Annotated in this window: 15 protein-coding genes; 3 read left to right on the top strand and 12 right to left on the bottom strand. The window is 70.5% G+C overall.

Annotated features, from left to right (window positions below; genetic code table 11):
- Positions 1–8 precede the first annotated feature (8 nt).
- The 6 genes from AC16DP_RS04870 to AC16DP_RS04895 form a co-directional block, all read right to left on the bottom strand.
- Entirely contained in the window at positions 9–1700 is a 1692-nt protein-coding gene (locus AC16DP_RS04870; RefSeq protein ID WP_329725902.1) for a methyl-accepting chemotaxis protein, read from the bottom strand.
- A gap of 71 nt (positions 1701–1771) precedes the next feature.
- Entirely contained in the window at positions 1772–2068 is a 297-nt protein-coding gene (locus tag AC16DP_RS04875) for a hypothetical protein (RefSeq protein ID WP_329725903.1), read from the bottom strand.
- A gap of 226 nt (positions 2069–2294) precedes the next feature.
- A complete protein-coding gene (locus tag AC16DP_RS04880) occupies positions 2295–3833 on the bottom strand; it encodes a response regulator (RefSeq protein ID WP_329725904.1) in 1539 nt (512 codons plus the stop codon).
- The gene (locus AC16DP_RS04885; RefSeq protein ID WP_329725905.1) at positions 3826–5865 is read right to left on the bottom strand and encodes an ATP-binding response regulator; all 2040 of its coding nucleotides are present in this window, start codon (positions 5863–5865) and stop codon (positions 3826–3828) included. Before AC16DP_RS04885 ends, AC16DP_RS04880 begins: the two co-directional genes overlap by 8 nt.
- On the bottom strand, positions 5862–6581 hold the full coding sequence (locus AC16DP_RS04890) for a hypothetical protein (protein WP_329725906.1): 720 nt from the start codon (positions 6579–6581) through the stop codon (positions 5862–5864). Before AC16DP_RS04890 ends, AC16DP_RS04885 begins: the two co-directional genes overlap by 4 nt.
- Positions 6582–6583: 2 nt before the next feature.
- Entirely contained in the window at positions 6584–7237 is a 654-nt protein-coding gene (locus AC16DP_RS04895) for a cobalamin B12-binding domain-containing protein (protein ID WP_329725907.1), read from the bottom strand.
- Positions 7238–7628: 391 nt separating this feature from the next.
- Between AC16DP_RS04895 and AC16DP_RS04900 the strand changes: the two genes are divergently transcribed.
- Together AC16DP_RS04900 and AC16DP_RS04905 are read left to right on the top strand one after the other, a co-directional pair.
- Positions 7629–8255 carry an ActD-like protein gene (locus tag AC16DP_RS04900; RefSeq protein WP_329725908.1) on the top strand — a complete coding sequence of 209 codons (627 nt, stop codon included), beginning with the start codon at positions 7629–7631 and terminating at the stop codon, positions 8253–8255.
- Positions 8252–10546, top strand: coding sequence for a caspase family protein (locus AC16DP_RS04905; protein WP_329725909.1), 2295 nt, complete (start codon positions 8252–8254; stop codon positions 10544–10546). The genes AC16DP_RS04900 and AC16DP_RS04905 overlap by 4 nt, the downstream gene beginning before the upstream one ends.
- Positions 10547–10558: 12 nt before the next feature.
- Here AC16DP_RS04905 and AC16DP_RS04910 read toward each other — a convergent pair whose 3' ends face one another.
- From AC16DP_RS04910 to AC16DP_RS04920, 3 genes are read right to left on the bottom strand one after another with little or no spacing between them, the layout of a single operon-like run.
- Complete coding sequence (locus AC16DP_RS04910; protein WP_329725910.1) at positions 10559–11365, bottom strand: hypothetical protein; 807 nt, start codon at positions 11363–11365, stop codon at positions 10559–10561.
- A 3-nt stretch (positions 11366–11368) separates the two neighbouring features.
- On the bottom strand, positions 11369–12268 hold the full coding sequence (locus AC16DP_RS04915) for an MbnB/TglH/ChrH family RiPP precursor modification enzyme (RefSeq protein ID WP_329725911.1): 900 nt from the start codon (positions 12266–12268) through the stop codon (positions 11369–11371).
- A 4-nt stretch (positions 12269–12272) separates the two neighbouring features.
- Positions 12273–12455, bottom strand: a complete 183-nt coding sequence (locus AC16DP_RS04920) for a hypothetical protein (RefSeq protein ID WP_329725912.1) — start codon at positions 12453–12455, stop codon at positions 12273–12275.
- Positions 12456–12568: 113 nt separating this feature from the next.
- On the opposite strand from AC16DP_RS04920, the gene AC16DP_RS04925 reads away from it, so the two are divergent.
- Positions 12569–12964: a hypothetical protein gene (locus AC16DP_RS04925; RefSeq protein ID WP_329725913.1), complete on the top strand. Its 396-nt coding sequence runs from the start codon at positions 12569–12571 to the stop codon at positions 12962–12964.
- Between the two features lie 24 nt (positions 12965–12988).
- Here AC16DP_RS04925 and AC16DP_RS04930 read toward each other — a convergent pair whose 3' ends face one another.
- From AC16DP_RS04930 to AC16DP_RS04940, 3 genes are all read right to left on the bottom strand, one after another.
- Entirely contained in the window at positions 12989–14131 is a 1143-nt protein-coding gene (locus AC16DP_RS04930) for a DUF3089 domain-containing protein (protein WP_329725914.1), read from the bottom strand.
- A 4-nt stretch (positions 14132–14135) separates the two neighbouring features.
- Entirely contained in the window at positions 14136–14672 is a 537-nt protein-coding gene (locus AC16DP_RS04935) for a hypothetical protein (protein ID WP_329725915.1), read from the bottom strand.
- A 301-nt stretch (positions 14673–14973) separates the two neighbouring features.
- Entirely contained in the window at positions 14974–15693 is a 720-nt protein-coding gene (locus AC16DP_RS04940) for a hypothetical protein (RefSeq protein WP_329725916.1), read from the bottom strand.
- Positions 15694–16244 lie beyond the last annotated feature (551 nt).

Below are 16244 nucleotides of genomic sequence, written 5' to 3' on the forward strand. Positions count from 1 at the left end.
GTAGACCCTCACCCCAACCCTCTCCCAAAGGGAGAGGGGGCTTCATCCTGCGCCTCCGGGCGCTCCACCTGGAAGCGTGACACCAGCTCCCTCAATTGGCGTGCCCGCGCCTCCAGGTCCTCCACCGCCTTGGTGATCTGCTCCACCCCCGCCGCCGACTCCACCGCCTGGTTCGACAGCGCGTGGATTCGCAACGTGAGCGCCTCGCCCGTCTCCGCCTGGGTCGCGTGCGCTTTCGCCGTGTCCTTCACCCGCCGTTGGATCTCCTCCGCTCCCGCGACGATGCGCTCCAGCGCCTTGCCCGTCTCCGCCGACAGCGCCAGCCCCTCGCTCACCTTCAGGCGCCCCTGCTTCATCTGCGCCGCCGCCGCCTCCGTCTCCGTCTGGCTCTGCTTCATCAGCGTGCCGATCCGCTCCGCCGCCGTCCGCGCCCGCTCCGCCAGGTTGCGCACCTCCTGGGCCACCACCGCGAAGCCCTTCCCGTTCTCCCCCGCCCGCATCGCCTCGATGGCCGTGTTCACCGCCAGCACCCGCGTTTGATCCGCCACGTCGGAGATGAGCTCCACCGCCCGCTCCACCTCCTCGCTCCACTCCGTCAGCCGCTCCACCATCCGCGCCGAGCGCTCCACCACCTGGGCGATCTCCTTCATCTTCTCCCCCGTCCCCCTCACCACCGCGCCGCCTTCGCGCGCCGCCCGCTCGTTCGCCTCCGCCGCCCGTGCCGCCAGCTCCGCCTGGCTTGCCCCCATCGCGAGCTCCTGCGTCATCCCCATCACCGCGTCCGTCATGCTCCTCAGCGACCGCGACTGCTCCTGCGCCGCCAGTCTCAGCCCGGCCGCCGAGCGGTGGATGTGCCGCGCGTCCGTCTCCGTCGCCCGCGACACCTCTCCCATCTCCCGCAGCATCCGCTGCACGTCCCCCACCATCGCGTTGAAGGCCCGGCCCAGGTCCCCCACCTCGTCGTGCGAGGGCGCCACCACCGTCACCTTCAAGTCTCCCCTCGCCACCTTCCCCGCCGCGTCCACCAGCGAGCGCACCGGCCTCAGCACGCGCCTCGAGAAGTACACCCCCGCCAGCCCCGCCAGCGCGACGCCCGACAGCAGCGCCACCCACAGCCGCCGCTGCACCGCCGCCACCTCCAGCTCGATGTCCTCCACGTACACGCCCGTCCCCAGCACCCATCCCCATGGCGCGAACAGCTTCACGTAGGACACCTTGGGAATCGGTTGCGGCTCGCGCGGACGGGTCGCCAGGTACTCCACCGCGCCCTCTCCCTCGCGGCGTGCCAGCTCCACGATGTCCACGAACACCCGCTTGCCCGCCACGTCCTGGTACCCCTTCATGTCCTCGCCGATCCGCCCCGGCAGGAAGGGGTGCATCACCAGCCGTGTCTCCAGGTCGTTGAGCCAGTAGTACTCGGCGTTCGCGTAGCGCAGGCCTTCCAGCATCGCCGCCGCCTCGCGTTGGGCCTCCCGCTGCGTCAGCTCGCCCGAGCGCACCCGGGCCTCGTAGGAGGCGAGGATGCCGTGGCCCGCCTCCACCAGCTGCCGCACCGCCCGGATGCGATCGTCGCGCAGCTGCTGCCGGATGGCCGGTAACACGTACAGCTGCTGCAGCAGCAACAGCGGCAACACGGCGATCAGCAGCGCCACGTAGAACTTCGTCAGCAGGCTGCGCCTTCGTCCGAACCCGAGCGCCATTCCGCCCAGCCTAGGGCAAACCCGAGCGGATGTTCAGGAGCCCACAGCCCGTTTCCCCGCGCTCCGGGGGCTCAGCACCGCGGCAGGTTGGCGTCCGGCGGGCAGTTCCACTCCGCGTGGCAGCACTCGCCCCCCTCGCGGCCACAGGGCAACTGGCACGTCTCCACCCAGTCACAGGGGTGCTGGCTCTCCAGTCCCGCCGACTGGGGCACCGTCTCCTCCCCCTGCCGTGCCCCGCAGTCCCTCGTGCCCGGCTCGCACGTCACCCCGGGCGGCACGGGCTCCGTGGACACCGAGCCCACCACACCGAGCGGCAGTCCCAGCAGCATGCCCGCCACGGCCACCACACAGACCCTCATCGCCTTCACGACCCTACCCCCTCGCCCCCGGGCTTCCACCCTGGGACGCTGCGTCACGAACGCTCTCTCATGTCGATGTCTGGCTCTGATGTGCCCATGGCGCGTCGCGGTGCGAAGGGCGTGGAACCGGGAATTCGCGACCTCGTCACCCAATGGGCGGACCGGGTGTCCGGCCCACGGCACTTACCCGTCCCCCGGGATGGAGGCGGTGGGGGGGCGACAGCGGTTTTGGGGGCTACAGCTCCGACAGCAGGCGGCTCAGGTCGTCCGGCTTCACCGGCTTCACCAGGTGCAGGTCGAACCCCGCCTCGCGCGCCCGGCTGTGGTCCTCCGTCCCGCCATAGCCCGTGAGCGCCACCAGCCGGATGCCCCGGCCGATCTTCGCCCGCAGCTCCTCCGCCACCCGGTACCCGTCCAGCCCCGGCAGCCCGATGTCCACCAGCGCCACCTCCGGCGTGCGCTGCACCGCCAGCTCCAGGCCCCTCAGTCCGTCCGCCGCCACCTCCACCCGGTGGCCCCACGTCTCCAGCAGCTCCTGCAGCGCCTGCCTCGCGTCGGGGTTGTCCTCCACCAACAGGATGTGCCGCCGCCGCTTCACCGGCTCCGGCGGCACCACCTCCTGCTCCGACTCCACCGGTTGCGGCTGCAGCGGCAGCCACACCACGAACTCGCTGCCCCGGCCCGGGCCGTCGCTGTGCGCCTCGACCCGGCCGCCGTGCATCTCCACCAGGTTGTGCACCAGCGTCAGCCCGATGCCCAGTCCGCCTCGCGTGCGCTCCAGCGACTCGTCCGCCTGCGAGAAGAGCTCGAACACCGAGGGCAATATCTCCGGCCGGATGCCGATGCCCGTGTCCTTCACCCGCACCCGCGCGCTCGCGCTTCCATCCCCCGAGGGCACGCGCTCGGCCGTCACCGTGAGGGTGCCCCCGGCGTCCGTGTACTTCAGCGCGTTGTCCAGCAGGTTGGTGAACACCTGCACCAGCCGTGTCGTGTCCGCCTCCATCCACAGGGGCATCGCCGGCACGCTCGACTCCAGCTTCAGCGTCTTGCTCTCCGCCTGGGGGCGGAACATGGTCAGCACCTGCTCCAGCACGCCCCGCAGGTCCACCCGGGCCTGGCGCAGCTCCACCTTGCCCCGCGTCAGCCGGCTCACGTCGAGCAGGTCATCCACCTCCCGCGCCAGGTGGTTCGTCTGGCGTTGGATGATGGAGATCATCCGCGCGTCCTTGGGGTCCGCGGGGGCGCGGCGCTCGAGGATGCCCGCCGCGGTGGTGATGGCGGCCAGGGGGTTGTGCAGCTCGTGCGCGAGCATGGCCAGGAAGAGGTCCTTGCGCCGGTCCGCCTCCGTGAGGTGCTCCGCGCGCCGGCGCAGGTCCTGCTCCGCGCGCCGCATGCGCAGCAGGGAGCGCACGGTGGCGATGAGCTCCTCGCCCTCGAAGGGCTCGGTGAGGTAGGCGTCGGCGCCGCCCTCCAGCCCGCGCACCTTCTTGTCCGGGGTGACGAAGGTGGCCGAGGTGTGCATCACCGCGATGGAGGCCGTCTCCGGCCGGCCGCGCAGGCGCTGGCACACCTCGTAGCCGCTGATGTCCGGCAGCTTCACGTCCAGCACCACCACGTCCGGGCGCTCCAGGGCGGCCAGCCGCAGGGCCTCCTCGCCGGTGGCGGCCTCCAGCACGCGGTAGCCCGCCATGCGCAGGGTGCGCGTGGACAGGTAGCGCGTGGCGTCGTCGTCGTTGACGTTGAGAATCGTCGCGGAAGAAGTCAGCTCAGCCACGGCGGCTCCCCTCTGCCCTGTCGGTGCCCAGTCCCGTCTTGTGCAGGGCGTCCCGGATGCGCGTGATGGCCACTTCGCGGCTCAGCTTGTGCTTGGCGAGAATGGTCGAGGTTCCCTTCTCCAGCCGCTGGCGCTCCTCCTCCTGCAGCTGGCGCGAGGTGTGGAGGATGACGGGGATGTCGCGCGTGCGCGGGTCCGCCTTCAGCTCGTCGAGGACGTCGAAGGCCGTCATGTCCGGCAGCACGAAGTCCAGGAAGATGAGGTCCGGGGTCTGCTCGCGCGCCAGCCGGAGGCCCTCGGGGCCCGTGCCCGCCTCCGCGAGGAGGTAGGGCGTGTCCTTGAGCAGCTGGCGCAGCAGGTAGCGGTGCACCTCGTCGTCGTCGATGATGAGCAGCTTCTGCACCGGGCCGCTGCGCGCCATCTCCGCCAGCTTGCGCAGCAGCTGCTCCTCGACCACGGGCTTGAGCCAGAACTCGTCGGCGCCCAGGGCGCGTGCCTTCTGCTCCCGGTCCATGAGCGTCACCACCAGGACGGGGATGTCGCGCGTGGCCTCGTTGCCCTTGAGCTCGGAGAGGAAGCTCCAGCTCGTCTCGCCCTCCAGCATGACGTCCATCACCATGGCCGCCGGACGCACCCGCTGCAGCGTGCGGCGCGCCTCCTCCACCGTGCGCACCGGCAGCACCTGGAAGCCCGAGCGCGACAGGTACTTCTCGTACAGGAAGAGCGTCTGCCGGTCGTCCTCCAGCACCATCACCGGCGCGCGGCCCGGCTCCAGCTGCTGGCTGCGCTCGGTCATCCCCACCATCTCCGCCACCTCCGGGTGCACCCGGGGCAGGGTGAAGGTGAAGGTGGAGCCCCGGCCCGGCGCGCTCTGCACGGTGAGGCTGCCGCCCAGGAACTCCGCCAGCCGCCGCGACAGCGCCAGGCCCAGGCCCGTGCCCTTCACCTGCTTCTGCAGGGGGCTCTCCACCTGGGTGAACTCCTCGAAGATGTGCGCGTGGTGCTCCGGCGCGATGCCGATGCCCGTGTCGCTCACCCGGAAGCACACCGTGTCCTCCGGCCCGCGCTCGGCGGACACCGTGACGTGGCCCTTCTCGGTGAACTTCAGCGCGTTGGACACCAGGTTGCGCAGAACCTGGCTCACCTTGGCCTCGTCCGTCTCCAGCTCCAGGTCCGCCAGCGGCGTCTCGAAGCGCAGCTCCACCGGCGAGTCCGCCGTCACCAGCGGCCGCATCATCCCGCGCAGCGCGCCCAGGAATTCCCCGGCGCCGAACTTCACCGGCCGCAGCGTCGCCTTGCCGGACTCCATCTTGGAGAGATCCAACAGGTCATTCACCAGCTCGAAGAGGGCCTCGCCCGAGGAGCGGATGAACTGCACCTGCTTCTGCTGCTCCGGGGTGAGCGAGCCGTTGGCGGGGTTGAGCAGCAGCCGGGCCAGGCCGAGGATGGAGTGCAGCGGGGTGCGGAACTCGTGGCTCACGTTGGCCACCACGCGGCTCTTGATTTCCGCGGCGCGCACCAGGCTCTCCGTCTTCTCGTCCAGCTCGGCGTGCAGGGTGCGCACGCCGCGGTTGGACTCCTCCAGCTCGCGGTTGATGCGGATGAGCTCGTCCGCGCGCCGCTTGAGCTCGCGCTGCTGGCGCTCCGTCTCGCGGTGCAGCGCGGCCAGCTCGCTCATCGTCTCCGTCACCTGCGAGAGCGAGGCGGCGTAGTCCTCCGTCACCAGGCTGCCCACCAGCGCCACGCCGCCCTCGTGCGGGGCGCCCCGGAAGGCGAAGGTGCGCGGCTGGCCTCCCACGCACAGGATGATTTCCCAGCGCTCCACCCGCTCGTCGCGGGCGAGGGTGACGAGCTTGTCCACCTTCTCCTCGGTGCCCTGCGCCGCCAGCGAGCGCAGCGTCTGGCCCGGGGCGGCCTCGAGCAGCCGCACGGCGCGGTCATCCATCCAGGTGAGGGCGCCGGACGCATCACAGACCAGCGCCACCTCGCGGCTCAGGAAGTGCCACGGGGACGCCGGTACGGAGGCGGTCATGACTGCTCCTTTTCCAGGGCGGTGAGCCCTGTCGCCACCGTCACCCGGGGCAACTCCGAGACGGAGACATCCCGGGTCAGCGCCGACTCCAGCGCCTCCAGCAGCGCGCGGTAGCTGCACCGCAAGTCCCTTCGCGGCCAGAAGCCCGCGTACCACCGCACGTGTTCCACGAAGAGCCCCGGCCGCTGCGCACCGAGCGAGTCCATCAGGTAGGACAGTTGCAACAGCAACTCATCTCCCAGGCGGATCTCCTGCCCCCGGGTGAGCGTCCCCTCGCGCGCGGACAGCTCGCCGAGGGTCTGCGGCACCAGCCGGGGCAGGGCCAGGTGCACGGCGCGAGCGGGGCCCTCGGGCCACTCCAGGGCCGCCTCGGCCGCGCGCACGTAATCGAGCGCCTCGGGCGGCTGCGTCAGGCCCTCGCGCACCAGCGCGCCGTACAGCCCCTGGAAGTGCGTGGCGATGTGGCGCGAGCTCATGCCGCGGGGCACCAGCAGGCCCTGCAGCCAGCGCGCGTAGCGCTCCATCACCCCGGCGTCCTTCGCCTCCAGGGCCTGCACCAGGTAGCGCACGTGGAAGACGGCGTCCTCGCTTCCGAAGCGCCGCGCCCGCTCCTCGCCGTAGCGGGCGAACCAGAAGGGGTCATCGTAGAGCTCCGAGACGGACGCCTCGGCCAGCCGCTGCGTGCGGCGCTCCACTTCACGGGCCAACGACTGCATGCCTAGACCTCGAACATCCTGCAGGCCGCGGCCACCAGCTCTCGCGCGTCCTTGCCGAAGAAGGGGACTCCCAATTCCGCCTCCACACCGGGAACCCAGGTGAAGGCCAACCCCCCTACGGCCATGGGCAGCGCCGGTGCCACCTCACGCACCGCCGCCACCGCCTTGCGCAATGCGGGCAGGTGGTACGTCATGGTGACCGAGAACGCCAGCAAATCGGGTTTTGACTCGCGCACCTCGCGCACGAGGTGCTCGGTGGGCACGTTGGCCCCGAGGAAGCGCACATCGAAGCCCGCCATCTCCAGGAAGTCGCTGGCCATGCGGGCGCCCAGCTCGTGCAGCTCTCCCTCCACGCACGTCAGCAGCACCCTGCGCCCGTTGGGCGGGTCTCTCTGCAGGTGGCGGTAGAGGTGGGACAGGGCCAGCTGGGAGATGGCGGTGGCCATGTGCTCCTGGGCCACGGAGATTTCGTTCTCCTGCCACATCCGGCCGATCTCCCACTGGGCCTTCTGGATGACGTCCAGGTGCAGGGTGGAGAGGGGGATGCCCCGGAGGATTCCCTCGTCCACCAGCAGGCGCAGGGCCTCCCGGCGATTTCCCGCCAGCTGGGCGGAGAGGTACGACGCGCGAATCGCGGCGATGGTGTCGGTGGTCACGGATGGAGATCGCGATGGGGGGAGAGGGGCACGGTACTCGGGTCTATTCACTCCTTGAAGCGAGGGCTGCTCGATTTCCCAGGCAGTCAACAACGGCGGGCGGGAGGGTACGTCCGGGTGTTTCGCTCGCCTGCTCGAAAGCCGGGAAACCAAGGGCTTGGGAGTGCTCCGGGGAAGAAAAGCGCGGGAAGGAGGGAGGCGAGGTAACAGCCGGAGGCGGGCGCGGTGTTCCCTTCCCTGGCAGGAGGCCGCATGCGTTCCCCGACCCGCACCCCCGACTGGCTTCTCGAGAGGATCGCCCTGGGAGAGCTCCCCCCCCGAGGAGCTCGCCCGCGCCCGGGCGCGCCTCCTGGAGGAGCCGGACGGGGCGGCCCGGCTCGCCGCGCTCGAGGTGGACAGCGCGGCCACCCTGGAGCGGCACCCGCCCGCCGGTGTGGCCCGGCAGGTGGCCGCCCGGGTCCGCCGACGCTTTCCGTCCCTTGCCTCTGCGTTCGTGCCGGCGCTCGCGGCCGCGGCGCTCGTCCTGCTCGTGCGGCCTCCGGCGGCGGCCCCGGTGGCCCCGGAGACGCGCGTGGAGGAGACGCGGGTGAAGGGGCTGGAGCCCCGGCTCACCGTCCACCGGCAGCGGGACGGGGCGGCCGAGGCGCTCGCGGATGGGGCGCTCGCGGCCTCGGGGGACGTGGTGCAGCTGGCCTTCGTGGCCGCGGGCCGGGCGCATGGGGCCATCCTCTCCGTGGACGGGCGCGGCACCGTCACGCTGCATGCCCCCGAGTCCGGTGCCGGCTCGGTGCCGCTGACGCCCGCGGGGACGCACGCGCTGCCGGGCGCCTATGCGCTGGATGATGCTCCGGACTTCGAGCGCTTCTTCCTCGTCACCGCCGAGGCCCCCTTCGCCCTGGAGGAGGTGCTCGCCGCCGCCCGCTCGCTCGCTGGACGCCCCGAGGCGCGCACCTCGCCGTTGCCCCTGCCTTCGCGGTACATGCAGGCCTCCTTCACGTTGGAGAAGTCCTCCCCATGAGTGCCTCGAGAGTCCTCGCCCTGCTGTGTGTGCTGCTGGCCGTGCCCGCGCTCGCGGAGCCGGGTCCGGTGCGGCGGTTGGCGCTGCTCGTGGGCGTCAACGACGGAGGGCCCGAGCGCGTGCGGCTGCGCTATGCGGTGTCCGACGCGCGCTCCTTCGACAAGGTGCTGGGGGAGCTGGGCGGAGTGGCGGCGGCGGACCGGCGCGTGCTGGTGGACGTGGGGCGTGCGGGGCTGCTGGAGGCGCTCGGCGAGCTGCGCGCGCGCACCGAGGCGGCGCGGGGCTCCGGGGCGTCGCGGGTGGAGGTGCTCGTCTACTACTCGGGGCACTCGGACGAGGAGGGCCTGCTGCTCAAGGGCGAGCGCCTGGGGTATGGCGAGCTGCGCCGGGCCCTGGATGCGCTGCCCGCGGACGTGCGCATCGCGGTGCTGGACAGCTGTGCCTCGGGGGCCTTCGCGCGGGCGAAGGGGGGGACGCGCCGGCCGGCCTTCCTGGTGGACTCGGGCAACAAGGTGAAGGGGCACGCCATCCTCACGTCTTCGAGCGAGGACGAGGTGTCACAGGAGTCGGACAGGCTGGGGGCCTCGTACTTCACGCACCACCTCATTTCGGGGCTGCGGGGCGCGGCGGATGCGACGCGGGATGGGCGGGTGACGCTCAACGAGGCCTACCAGTTCGCCTTCCACGAGACGCTGGCGCGTACGGAGAAGACGCGGGGAGGGGCGCAGCACCCGGCGTATGACATTGAATTGGCGGGCTCGGGGGACCTGGTGATGACGGACCTGCGGGCGACGTCGGCGGGGCTGTACCTCACCGAGGCGTTGGAGGGCCGGCTCTTCGTGCGGGACGAGGCGGGCATGCTGGTGGTGGAGGTGCAGAAGCTGGCGGGCCGGGCGGCGGAGCTGGGACTGGCGCCGGGGCGCTACCAGGTGAGGCGCGAGCTGGAGGGCGGGGCCTCGGAGGCGGGCTTCACGTTGGTGGAGGGGCAGCGCACGCCGCTGGCGCCGGCGAGCTTCCAGGCGGTGGCGCTGGAGGCCACGGTGTCGCGCGGAGGGCCGGAGGTGGCGCCCGAGTCCTCCGCGGTGGGGCTGGCGCGAGTGGATCCAGAGCTCCTGGCGCGAGCCGGCCTCACCGAGGCGCCGGTGCTGCACCCGCTGCACAGCTACACGCGGGTGCCGGTGTCGCTGAGCCTCATTCCACAGCTGAGCACCAACGGGCTGCGGGCGCCGTCGATCGGGCGGGTGGAGAACCAGCTCGCGTTGGGCGTGGTGAATGGAGGCCGGGCGGTGCGGGTGAGGGGGGCGGCGTTGTCGCTGGTGGCGAACTGGTACGAGGAGGAGGCGCACGGCCTGCTGTTGTCCACGGGCTTCAACGCGGTGAAGGGGGATGCGAGCGGGCTGATGGCGTCCCCGGCGGCGAACGTGGTGCTCGGGCAGGTGGAGGCGTTGCAGCTGGCGGTGGGGGCGAACGTGGCGGCGGGCTCGGTGTGGGGCGTGCAGGTGGCGGCGGGAGGCAACGTGACGGGGGGGAGCTTTGGAGGCATCCAGGGGGCGGCGGGCCTCAACGTGACGCGAGGGGACTTCGCGGGCCTGCAGGGGGCGGTGGGGGGGAACGTGACGGGGGGCGCGGTGAAGGGCGTGCAGTGGGCCGTGGGTTTCAACCGCGCGAGCGACGTGACGGGCGTGCAGGCGGCGCTGCTGAACGTGGGCGGGGACGTGACGGGGGTGCAGCTGGGCCTCATCAACGTGGGGCGGGTGGTGACGGGGGTGCAGCTCGGCCTGGTGAACGTCTCCGAGGAGGTGAAGGGCGTGCCGGTGGGGCTGCTGTCCTTCGAGAAGAAGGGTCAGTTCCACGTGGAGCTGTACGGCAGCGACATCCAGCTCACGAACCTGGCGGTGAAGTTTGGAGGCAAGTACCTGTACACGGCGCTGCTGGGGGGAATCGGGCCGGACGACCGGTTGGAGCGCTTCAGCCTCGGAATGGGGCTGGGGCTGCACCTGCCGTTGGGCGAGCGCATGTGGCTGGACGGGGACGTGGCGGGAAGCACGGTGCTGCGCGTGAGGGATCCGTTCGGGGGGAGCGCGAACGTGCTCGGCCAGGGGCGGGTGATGTTGGGGGTGCAGCTCTTCGAGCGCTTCGCCTTCTTCGGCGGGCCCACCTACAACGTGTACTTCGCCGGGAGCGAGGGAGACCGGTACAAGCTCACCACGCTGCCGTCGCGGGAGGAGTGGCTGTCGGAGAGCACCACGGTGCGGTACTGGCCCGGGGTGCAGCTGGGCATCCGGATGTGAGGTGGGCGCGGCCTACTGCGCGGGGCCGAGGAGGAGCAGCCCCTCGCGAGCCAGCTCCAGGAAGAGGGAGGACGGGCAGCCGAGCTCCGTGCGAAGCGCTGCGACGGAGTGTTGGCCGGTGCTGGCCCGCAGGACGCGTGCCCGCGTCACCTCCAGGGCTCGCGGCACGACCTGACCGGGGCTCACGCTGGTGAGGAGCAGGTAGCGCTCCTCGTCCGGCAGGGACTCCGGCAGCGAGACGGCGCCGCCCGAGCGCGGCAACATCCGGGGATCCATCCGGAAGGGGAGGACGCGGCACCACGGACCGAGCCTCGGCCGCGCTGCCTCCAGCGCGTCGCCCTCGGGCGGAGACTCCGGCACGGAGGGGAGGGCCAGCCCCGACTTTCCCAGCTCGAGCAGGGCCAGCTCCGCCTCCAGCAGCTCGGCGAGAGGGGGGTGCACGAGCTCGCCCGAGCGCAGCAGTCCCTGGAGGAACCCGGCGAAGCGCCGGGCCTCGCGCACGTACATGACGCTGGTGGGAGGGTTTTCGCGCCAGTAGCGCTGCACGAGGGGCTGGAGCTTCGGGTGGGCCATGGCCTCGCTGGTGCGAGGCAGGGTGTTGGTGAGCATGCTCAGCCGGTTGGCGCGGTGGAGCAGGGTCGTCACCTTCATGCCCGCGTCGCGGGCGAGGGCATGGAGCCGGCGCCGCTCGCGCTCGGTCAGCTCGAGGCCCACGAATTGAGCAGGGAGCTCCGGCTCGGGGAGGGCGGCCACCTCGGCGCGCAGGGCGGGGGACATGACGAGTGCGGAGAGGGCCCGCTGGAAGCCCGCGAGGGACATGACTCAGGGCCTCCCGCCGTGGCGCTCCAGCACGCCGCGCAGGCGCCGCAGCTCGCCGAGCAGGACGTCGGTGCCGAGCAGCGGGACGTAGTTGCCGAACATCTCGAAGACGACGCCGCCCAGGTTGGGCAGCCGAGGCAGCACCTGCTCGAGCAGTTCCCACACGGGCTCGGGACAGGCGCCCGAGTGCGCATCGAGGTAGAAGCCCTGCCACTCGTAGCCACCGGCGATGTGCAGCTCCACCACCTGCGAGAGGTCCAGGGCCTCGAGGAAGTCGAGCGGCGAGAAGCCGTGGTTGCGCGCGTTGGTGTAGAGGTTGTGGAGGTCCAGGAGGAGGCCGCTGCCAGTGCGCTCGCCCAGACGCCGCAGGAAGGCCGGCTCGCTCAGCTCCTGCTCGGGGAGCTGGTAGTAGAAGACGTTGTTCTCCAGGAGGAAGGGGGCGTCCACGGCCTGCCGCACCTGGGCCACGCGTCCGGCGAGCAGCTCCAGCGTGTCCTCGTCATAGGGCACCGGGAGCATCACGCCGATGTCCATGTGCTCGCCGTGTGTGTGGGGCAGGCGGGTGAAGGACAGGTGTTCGCTGAGCCAGGCGAAGTGGTAGCGCCGCTGCCAGCGTGCGAGTTGGGCGACGTAGTCCGGGGAGAAGCCTCCCTCGGCGCTGCCCAGCGACATGCCCACCGAGTGGGCCACCAGGGGGCGGCGCGCGGCCACCCAGTCCAGCAGCCGCAGTCCCTCGGGGTTTTCCCGGAAGCGCAGGGCGCCGTCGGGGTCGCGCTCCTCGGTCCAGAAGATGTCCGGGATGACTTCCAGGAAGTCGTAGGCCTCCAGGTTCTCGCGCACGAACTCGCGCAGCGAGCCCTGGTAGGACAGTCCGACGCCCAGCCTGGACCGGGGTTGGCTCAAGGGACTACAGGTCGCCGGCCAGCAGGTTCTGATACTGCGCGTTCAGCACGGTCGGATCCGCGCCCGAGGCGCACGTGGGGCACTCCACGGTGGGAACCAGGACGCTGCTGTCGGTTCCTCCGGTCACGGTGTCCAGAAGATCGTTGTCCAGCTCGAGGGTCTCGGGAACGGAATGGCTCGTAGTCATACAATGATAGTAAAAAATGACAGCCAGGACAGTCAAGACCACCCCGGGCGATTGCGGAGGGACAGGGAGAGCGAGCCGCTGTGGTGCCGAGCGGTTTGGGGTAACTCTCCGCCATGAGCATCTGCACGCTGCTGGGACTGATGGGCGGGTTGTCCCTCGTGGGGTGGGTGGCCCTGGCGGTCTTCTTCTGGCGAAGGGAGCGGGAGGCCAGCCGTCGCCACAAGGAGCAGTTGCGGCTGCTGGGCACGGAGGAACTGCTGTCGCGTGCGCGCAACTGGGGCGCGATGAACCGTCACGCGGAGTTGCCGGCGGTGGTGGAGTTCCGCTCCCTGCTGGAGCAGCACCGCTACGAGGAGATGTTGTTGGGCTGGAGAGCGCTGACCGCGTCGTTGTTCGCCCTGGAGGAGCACGTCTCCACGGAGGGTCCGCGGGTCTACGACAGCGATGCCTTCCGCGTGCTGCGGGACTACGTGGAGGTCCTCCACGAGCGCCAGCAGCGGGGGGAGTAGCCGGCGGGGCGCCCTGCGTCGTCCTCAGTCGTCGCGTGTGGTGGCGGTGGAGTGGGAGCGGAGGAACGCCGCGACCCGCTCGGCCGCGTTGCGGCGGATGCTCATGTAGAAGAGCTGGTACTCCACGGGATGGTAGTTGCCCTCGCCCATGGCGTGGTCGAGCAGCCGGCTCATGAAGTCGCGCGGCATGTCTCCACGGATGAGGACCTCCAGCTTTCCGTTCTTGCACTGCGCTCCGGTGAGGCCTGGCATGACCTGGGGAGGTGTGGCCTCGAGGAACACGGCTCCTTGGTTCTGCTCCCACGAGGCCGGCGCGGTGTCGTGGCGCCAGGACAGGGGATTCACACAGAGGAACGGCCCCGACGCGGACGCCGCGTCCATCGCTGGCTCACGCACCTGGATGCGCTCCGAGGCGTTGGCGGCCCGTGCGTTCCAGCTGATGAGGCAGCCGGTCTGCGCTGGCGAGTCGCAGAAGGGGATGTCGGGAAGGCTCCGCTGGAGGGAGTCCTCGGGCATCGGAATCCCGATGAGGTACGCGGCGACGAGCTGGTGGCGGAGCGGAGTTCCGCTGACGGCCTCGCGCAGGAGGCGTCTGGCGAGCACGGTCCCCTGGCTGTGTGCCGCGAGGATGAAGGGCCGTCCGCGATGGTGGTGCTCGCGCCAGTAGTGGAACGCCGCGGCGACGTCCCGGTAGGCGAGGTCCAACGCGGCCTGGCCTTTTTCCACGGGGCCGGTGAAGGCGGTCATGTTGGCCTGGCGGTACCGGGGGGCGTAGATGGCACAGCAGGCGTTGAAGGCACTGGCTTGAATGAGGGTCGCCACCCGGTCGGTGGCTTCGTTGAGCGTGGAATCATCGACGGGCCCATTCCACTCGCCGCCGATATAGGTGGTGGGGTGGATGTAGAAGACATCCACGGGGGCCTGGGAGGGTTCGACGGCCGGGCTCGAGGGCAGCGCCGTATCCGCGAGGTCATGGAGCTCGGGAAGCGCGCTCCAGGAGGAGGGCCGGCTGTAGTCGGGAGGAGCGGGGGGACGCGCTTCGCTGAACGGAGTCCTGGGGGTGACGGACCAGAGGAAGAGGGACGCGAAGTTCATCCCCAGGAGCACCATCAGGAGGGAGCAGACCAGGAGCGTGGCGGCGAGGATGCGCTGGAGCTTGTTCCGCATGGTGTCATCTTCCCTGGGCGCGCCTGCTCCGCGTACCGATCTCCTCCAGTCCGTTCGTCTCCGAGTCCTTCGTAGCGGGGAACTGGAGTGTCGTCACGGAGGCGATCCGGGGAGCGCGAGACGGACGCCGACGCACCAACCGCCGCAGGCCGTTGCCCAGGATGGAGCGCCAGTTGCGCCAGGTGAGTGGTGCCATGCAGACCAGCACCTCGCCCTCGGGGTGAAGCGGGTTGCGCTCGTGGAAGAACCGGATGTGGGGCTGGGTGAGGTCCGCCTCGGAAATGGAAGCGACTCCCGCCTTCAGCTTCTTGCCACCCCGGTGGTGCACCACGCCCAGGGTGGAGTCCCAGCTGTCGCCGTACCATGGGTGCGCCAGCGACTCCATCAATCCCCGCTCCCAGTGGGGCATTGGTTGTTCGGGCCTCGGCCAGAACTCGGCGAAGTTGAAGGCGAGCAGCAGGTAGCTCTTGTAGCTGAAGGTGTCGAAGAACCAGTAGATGGGGGCCAGCGGGTGCCGGAGTCGCGTGCGCAGGAAGCACACCAGCCCGGCGCGTTGGAGCAGGTTCCGGCCGCGGTAGCTTCCTGGAAGTCCACTGCCGCCATGCCCACCAGAGCTCCGGCGCGCTGCTCGCGGTACAGGATGACCTCGGCGTGAGCGTCGAGCTTGCGCTCCCAGTCCTGGCGGTCGGTCTCGACGAAGCGCGAGGTGAAGTCCCACAGTTCCGACCGCGTCTCGTTCGTCAACGACGCCGTCGGGAGCAGCCGCATGCGGACGGATGGCATGCGGCTCATCCTCACCCCATCTGTTCACTCCAGTACATCCCCCCCGCCACCGTTGGAGCTCAAAGATAGGTCGCGGCCTGTCGCAGCGCGCTCGAGGCCTCGGGGCCATGGGCCACCTTTTCGTGCGAGACGATGAGCCGCACGAGCCCGGGCAGCTGAGCGAAGCGCTCGAAGTCCGAGCGGAGCGCCTTCTTGTCCTGGACGAACATGAGCTTCACCAGCCGGGACACACGGGGTCCGGGCGCCGAGCCCAGCACCGTGGTGAAGAACCAGCCGAGCGGATCCTTCTTGCGGTCCATGTTGAAGAGGCAGTCGTTGAGCACGAGCGTCAGCCCGTCCATCGAGCGCACGAACATGGCGCCTTCGCCTGCCTTCACGCCGTGCAGCATCTCCAGGCGGACGGTGTCATCGGCGGGAAAGTCCTCGTAGGTGCCGTCGACGGGGACGACCTCGGCGATGGCGTGGCGGCCGCCGCTCGGAGCGAACACGCGCAGGGCGGGGTAGCGCTTCTTGTAGGCGGGAGCGTCGAGGCGGTGGCCCTGGTTGGGGACGAGGAGCACCGTGGGAGGGCCCAGTGCCTCGAGCTCACGCCGCTCCTTGTCGGCGAGGGCGATGGCGCTGTGGATGACGAGCGAACCATCGTTCCGGCGCACGACGGTCATGACGCGCTTGAGGGACATGCCTGGCAGCGACCCCTCGACCCGCCACAGGTTTTCGGAGAGCTGCTCCAGAGGACCATGTGGAAGCACCTTCCACTCATCGGAGATTTTGGAGGCCATGGGGAGGCCACCCTAACCAAATCCACTTCACGGCTGTGCTCCACGACCTGGGCCCCACGGTGAAGCGGGTGTCCGCGGCGGCTTGAGCCGCGAGTGCGCGGGCGCTTGTGCGCCGGAACTCCTGGTACCGAGGTTCCGGCTGGCTCTGCTGGGCAGCCTTCCTGTTTTCAGTGGCTCGGCCCTGCTCGCCATGACGGCGCGTGGCGCTCGAGGGTGGACGGAGTTCTTCAGTTCAAGACGCACTGGAGGCCGCAGTTCGAGCGCTTGTTCCGTCGGTTGCCCATCGGGGGATCTGCCTGGCAAGCAGGTGAGGGCGTGGAGCTAGCGATGCTCTGACCCCGTGGAGACACGGAGGTCCAGGGCTCGAGGAGGTTGAGCCCCGATGATGCGCGCCTGGGCGAATCAGCGGGAATGAGGAAGTAGGAGAAGCGTGTTGACTCCCAACGCGGCGGTGATAGAAGCCGCGCCCCCTCGGACGGGAAGGCGACACCGCACTGGCGGTGGGATGATCCGGACGGGCTGAAGAAGGAATACGGGGTCGGCGGTACGGA

The sequence above is a fragment of the Archangium sp. genome, from assembly GCF_057119385.1.

Coding starts and splice junctions, on each gene's coding strand:
- AC16DP_RS04870 (WP_329725902.1), bottom strand. CDS start 1,700: ATGGCGCTCGGGTTCGGACGAAGGCGCAGCCTGCTGACGAAGTTCTAC.
- AC16DP_RS04885 (WP_329725905.1), bottom strand. CDS start 5,865: ATGACCGCCTCCGTACCGGCGTCCCCGTGGCACTTCCTGAGCCGCGAG.
- AC16DP_RS04890 (WP_329725906.1), bottom strand. CDS start 6,581: ATGCAGTCGTTGGCCCGTGAAGTGGAGCGCCGCACGCAGCGGCTGGCC.
- AC16DP_RS04905 (WP_329725909.1), top strand. CDS start 8,252: ATGAGTGCCTCGAGAGTCCTCGCCCTGCTGTGTGTGCTGCTGGCCGTG.
- AC16DP_RS04910 (WP_329725910.1), bottom strand. CDS start 11,365: ATGTCCCTCGCGGGCTTCCAGCGGGCCCTCTCCGCACTCGTCATGTCC.
- AC16DP_RS04920 (WP_329725912.1), bottom strand. CDS start 12,455: ATGACTACGAGCCATTCCGTTCCCGAGACCCTCGAGCTGGACAACGAT.
- AC16DP_RS04925 (WP_329725913.1), top strand. CDS start 12,569: ATGAGCATCTGCACGCTGCTGGGACTGATGGGCGGGTTGTCCCTCGTG.
- AC16DP_RS04930 (WP_329725914.1), bottom strand. CDS start 14,131: ATGCGGAACAAGCTCCAGCGCATCCTCGCCGCCACGCTCCTGGTCTGC.
- AC16DP_RS04940 (WP_329725916.1), bottom strand. CDS start 15,693: ATGGCCTCCAAAATCTCCGATGAGTGGAAGGTGCTTCCACATGGTCCT.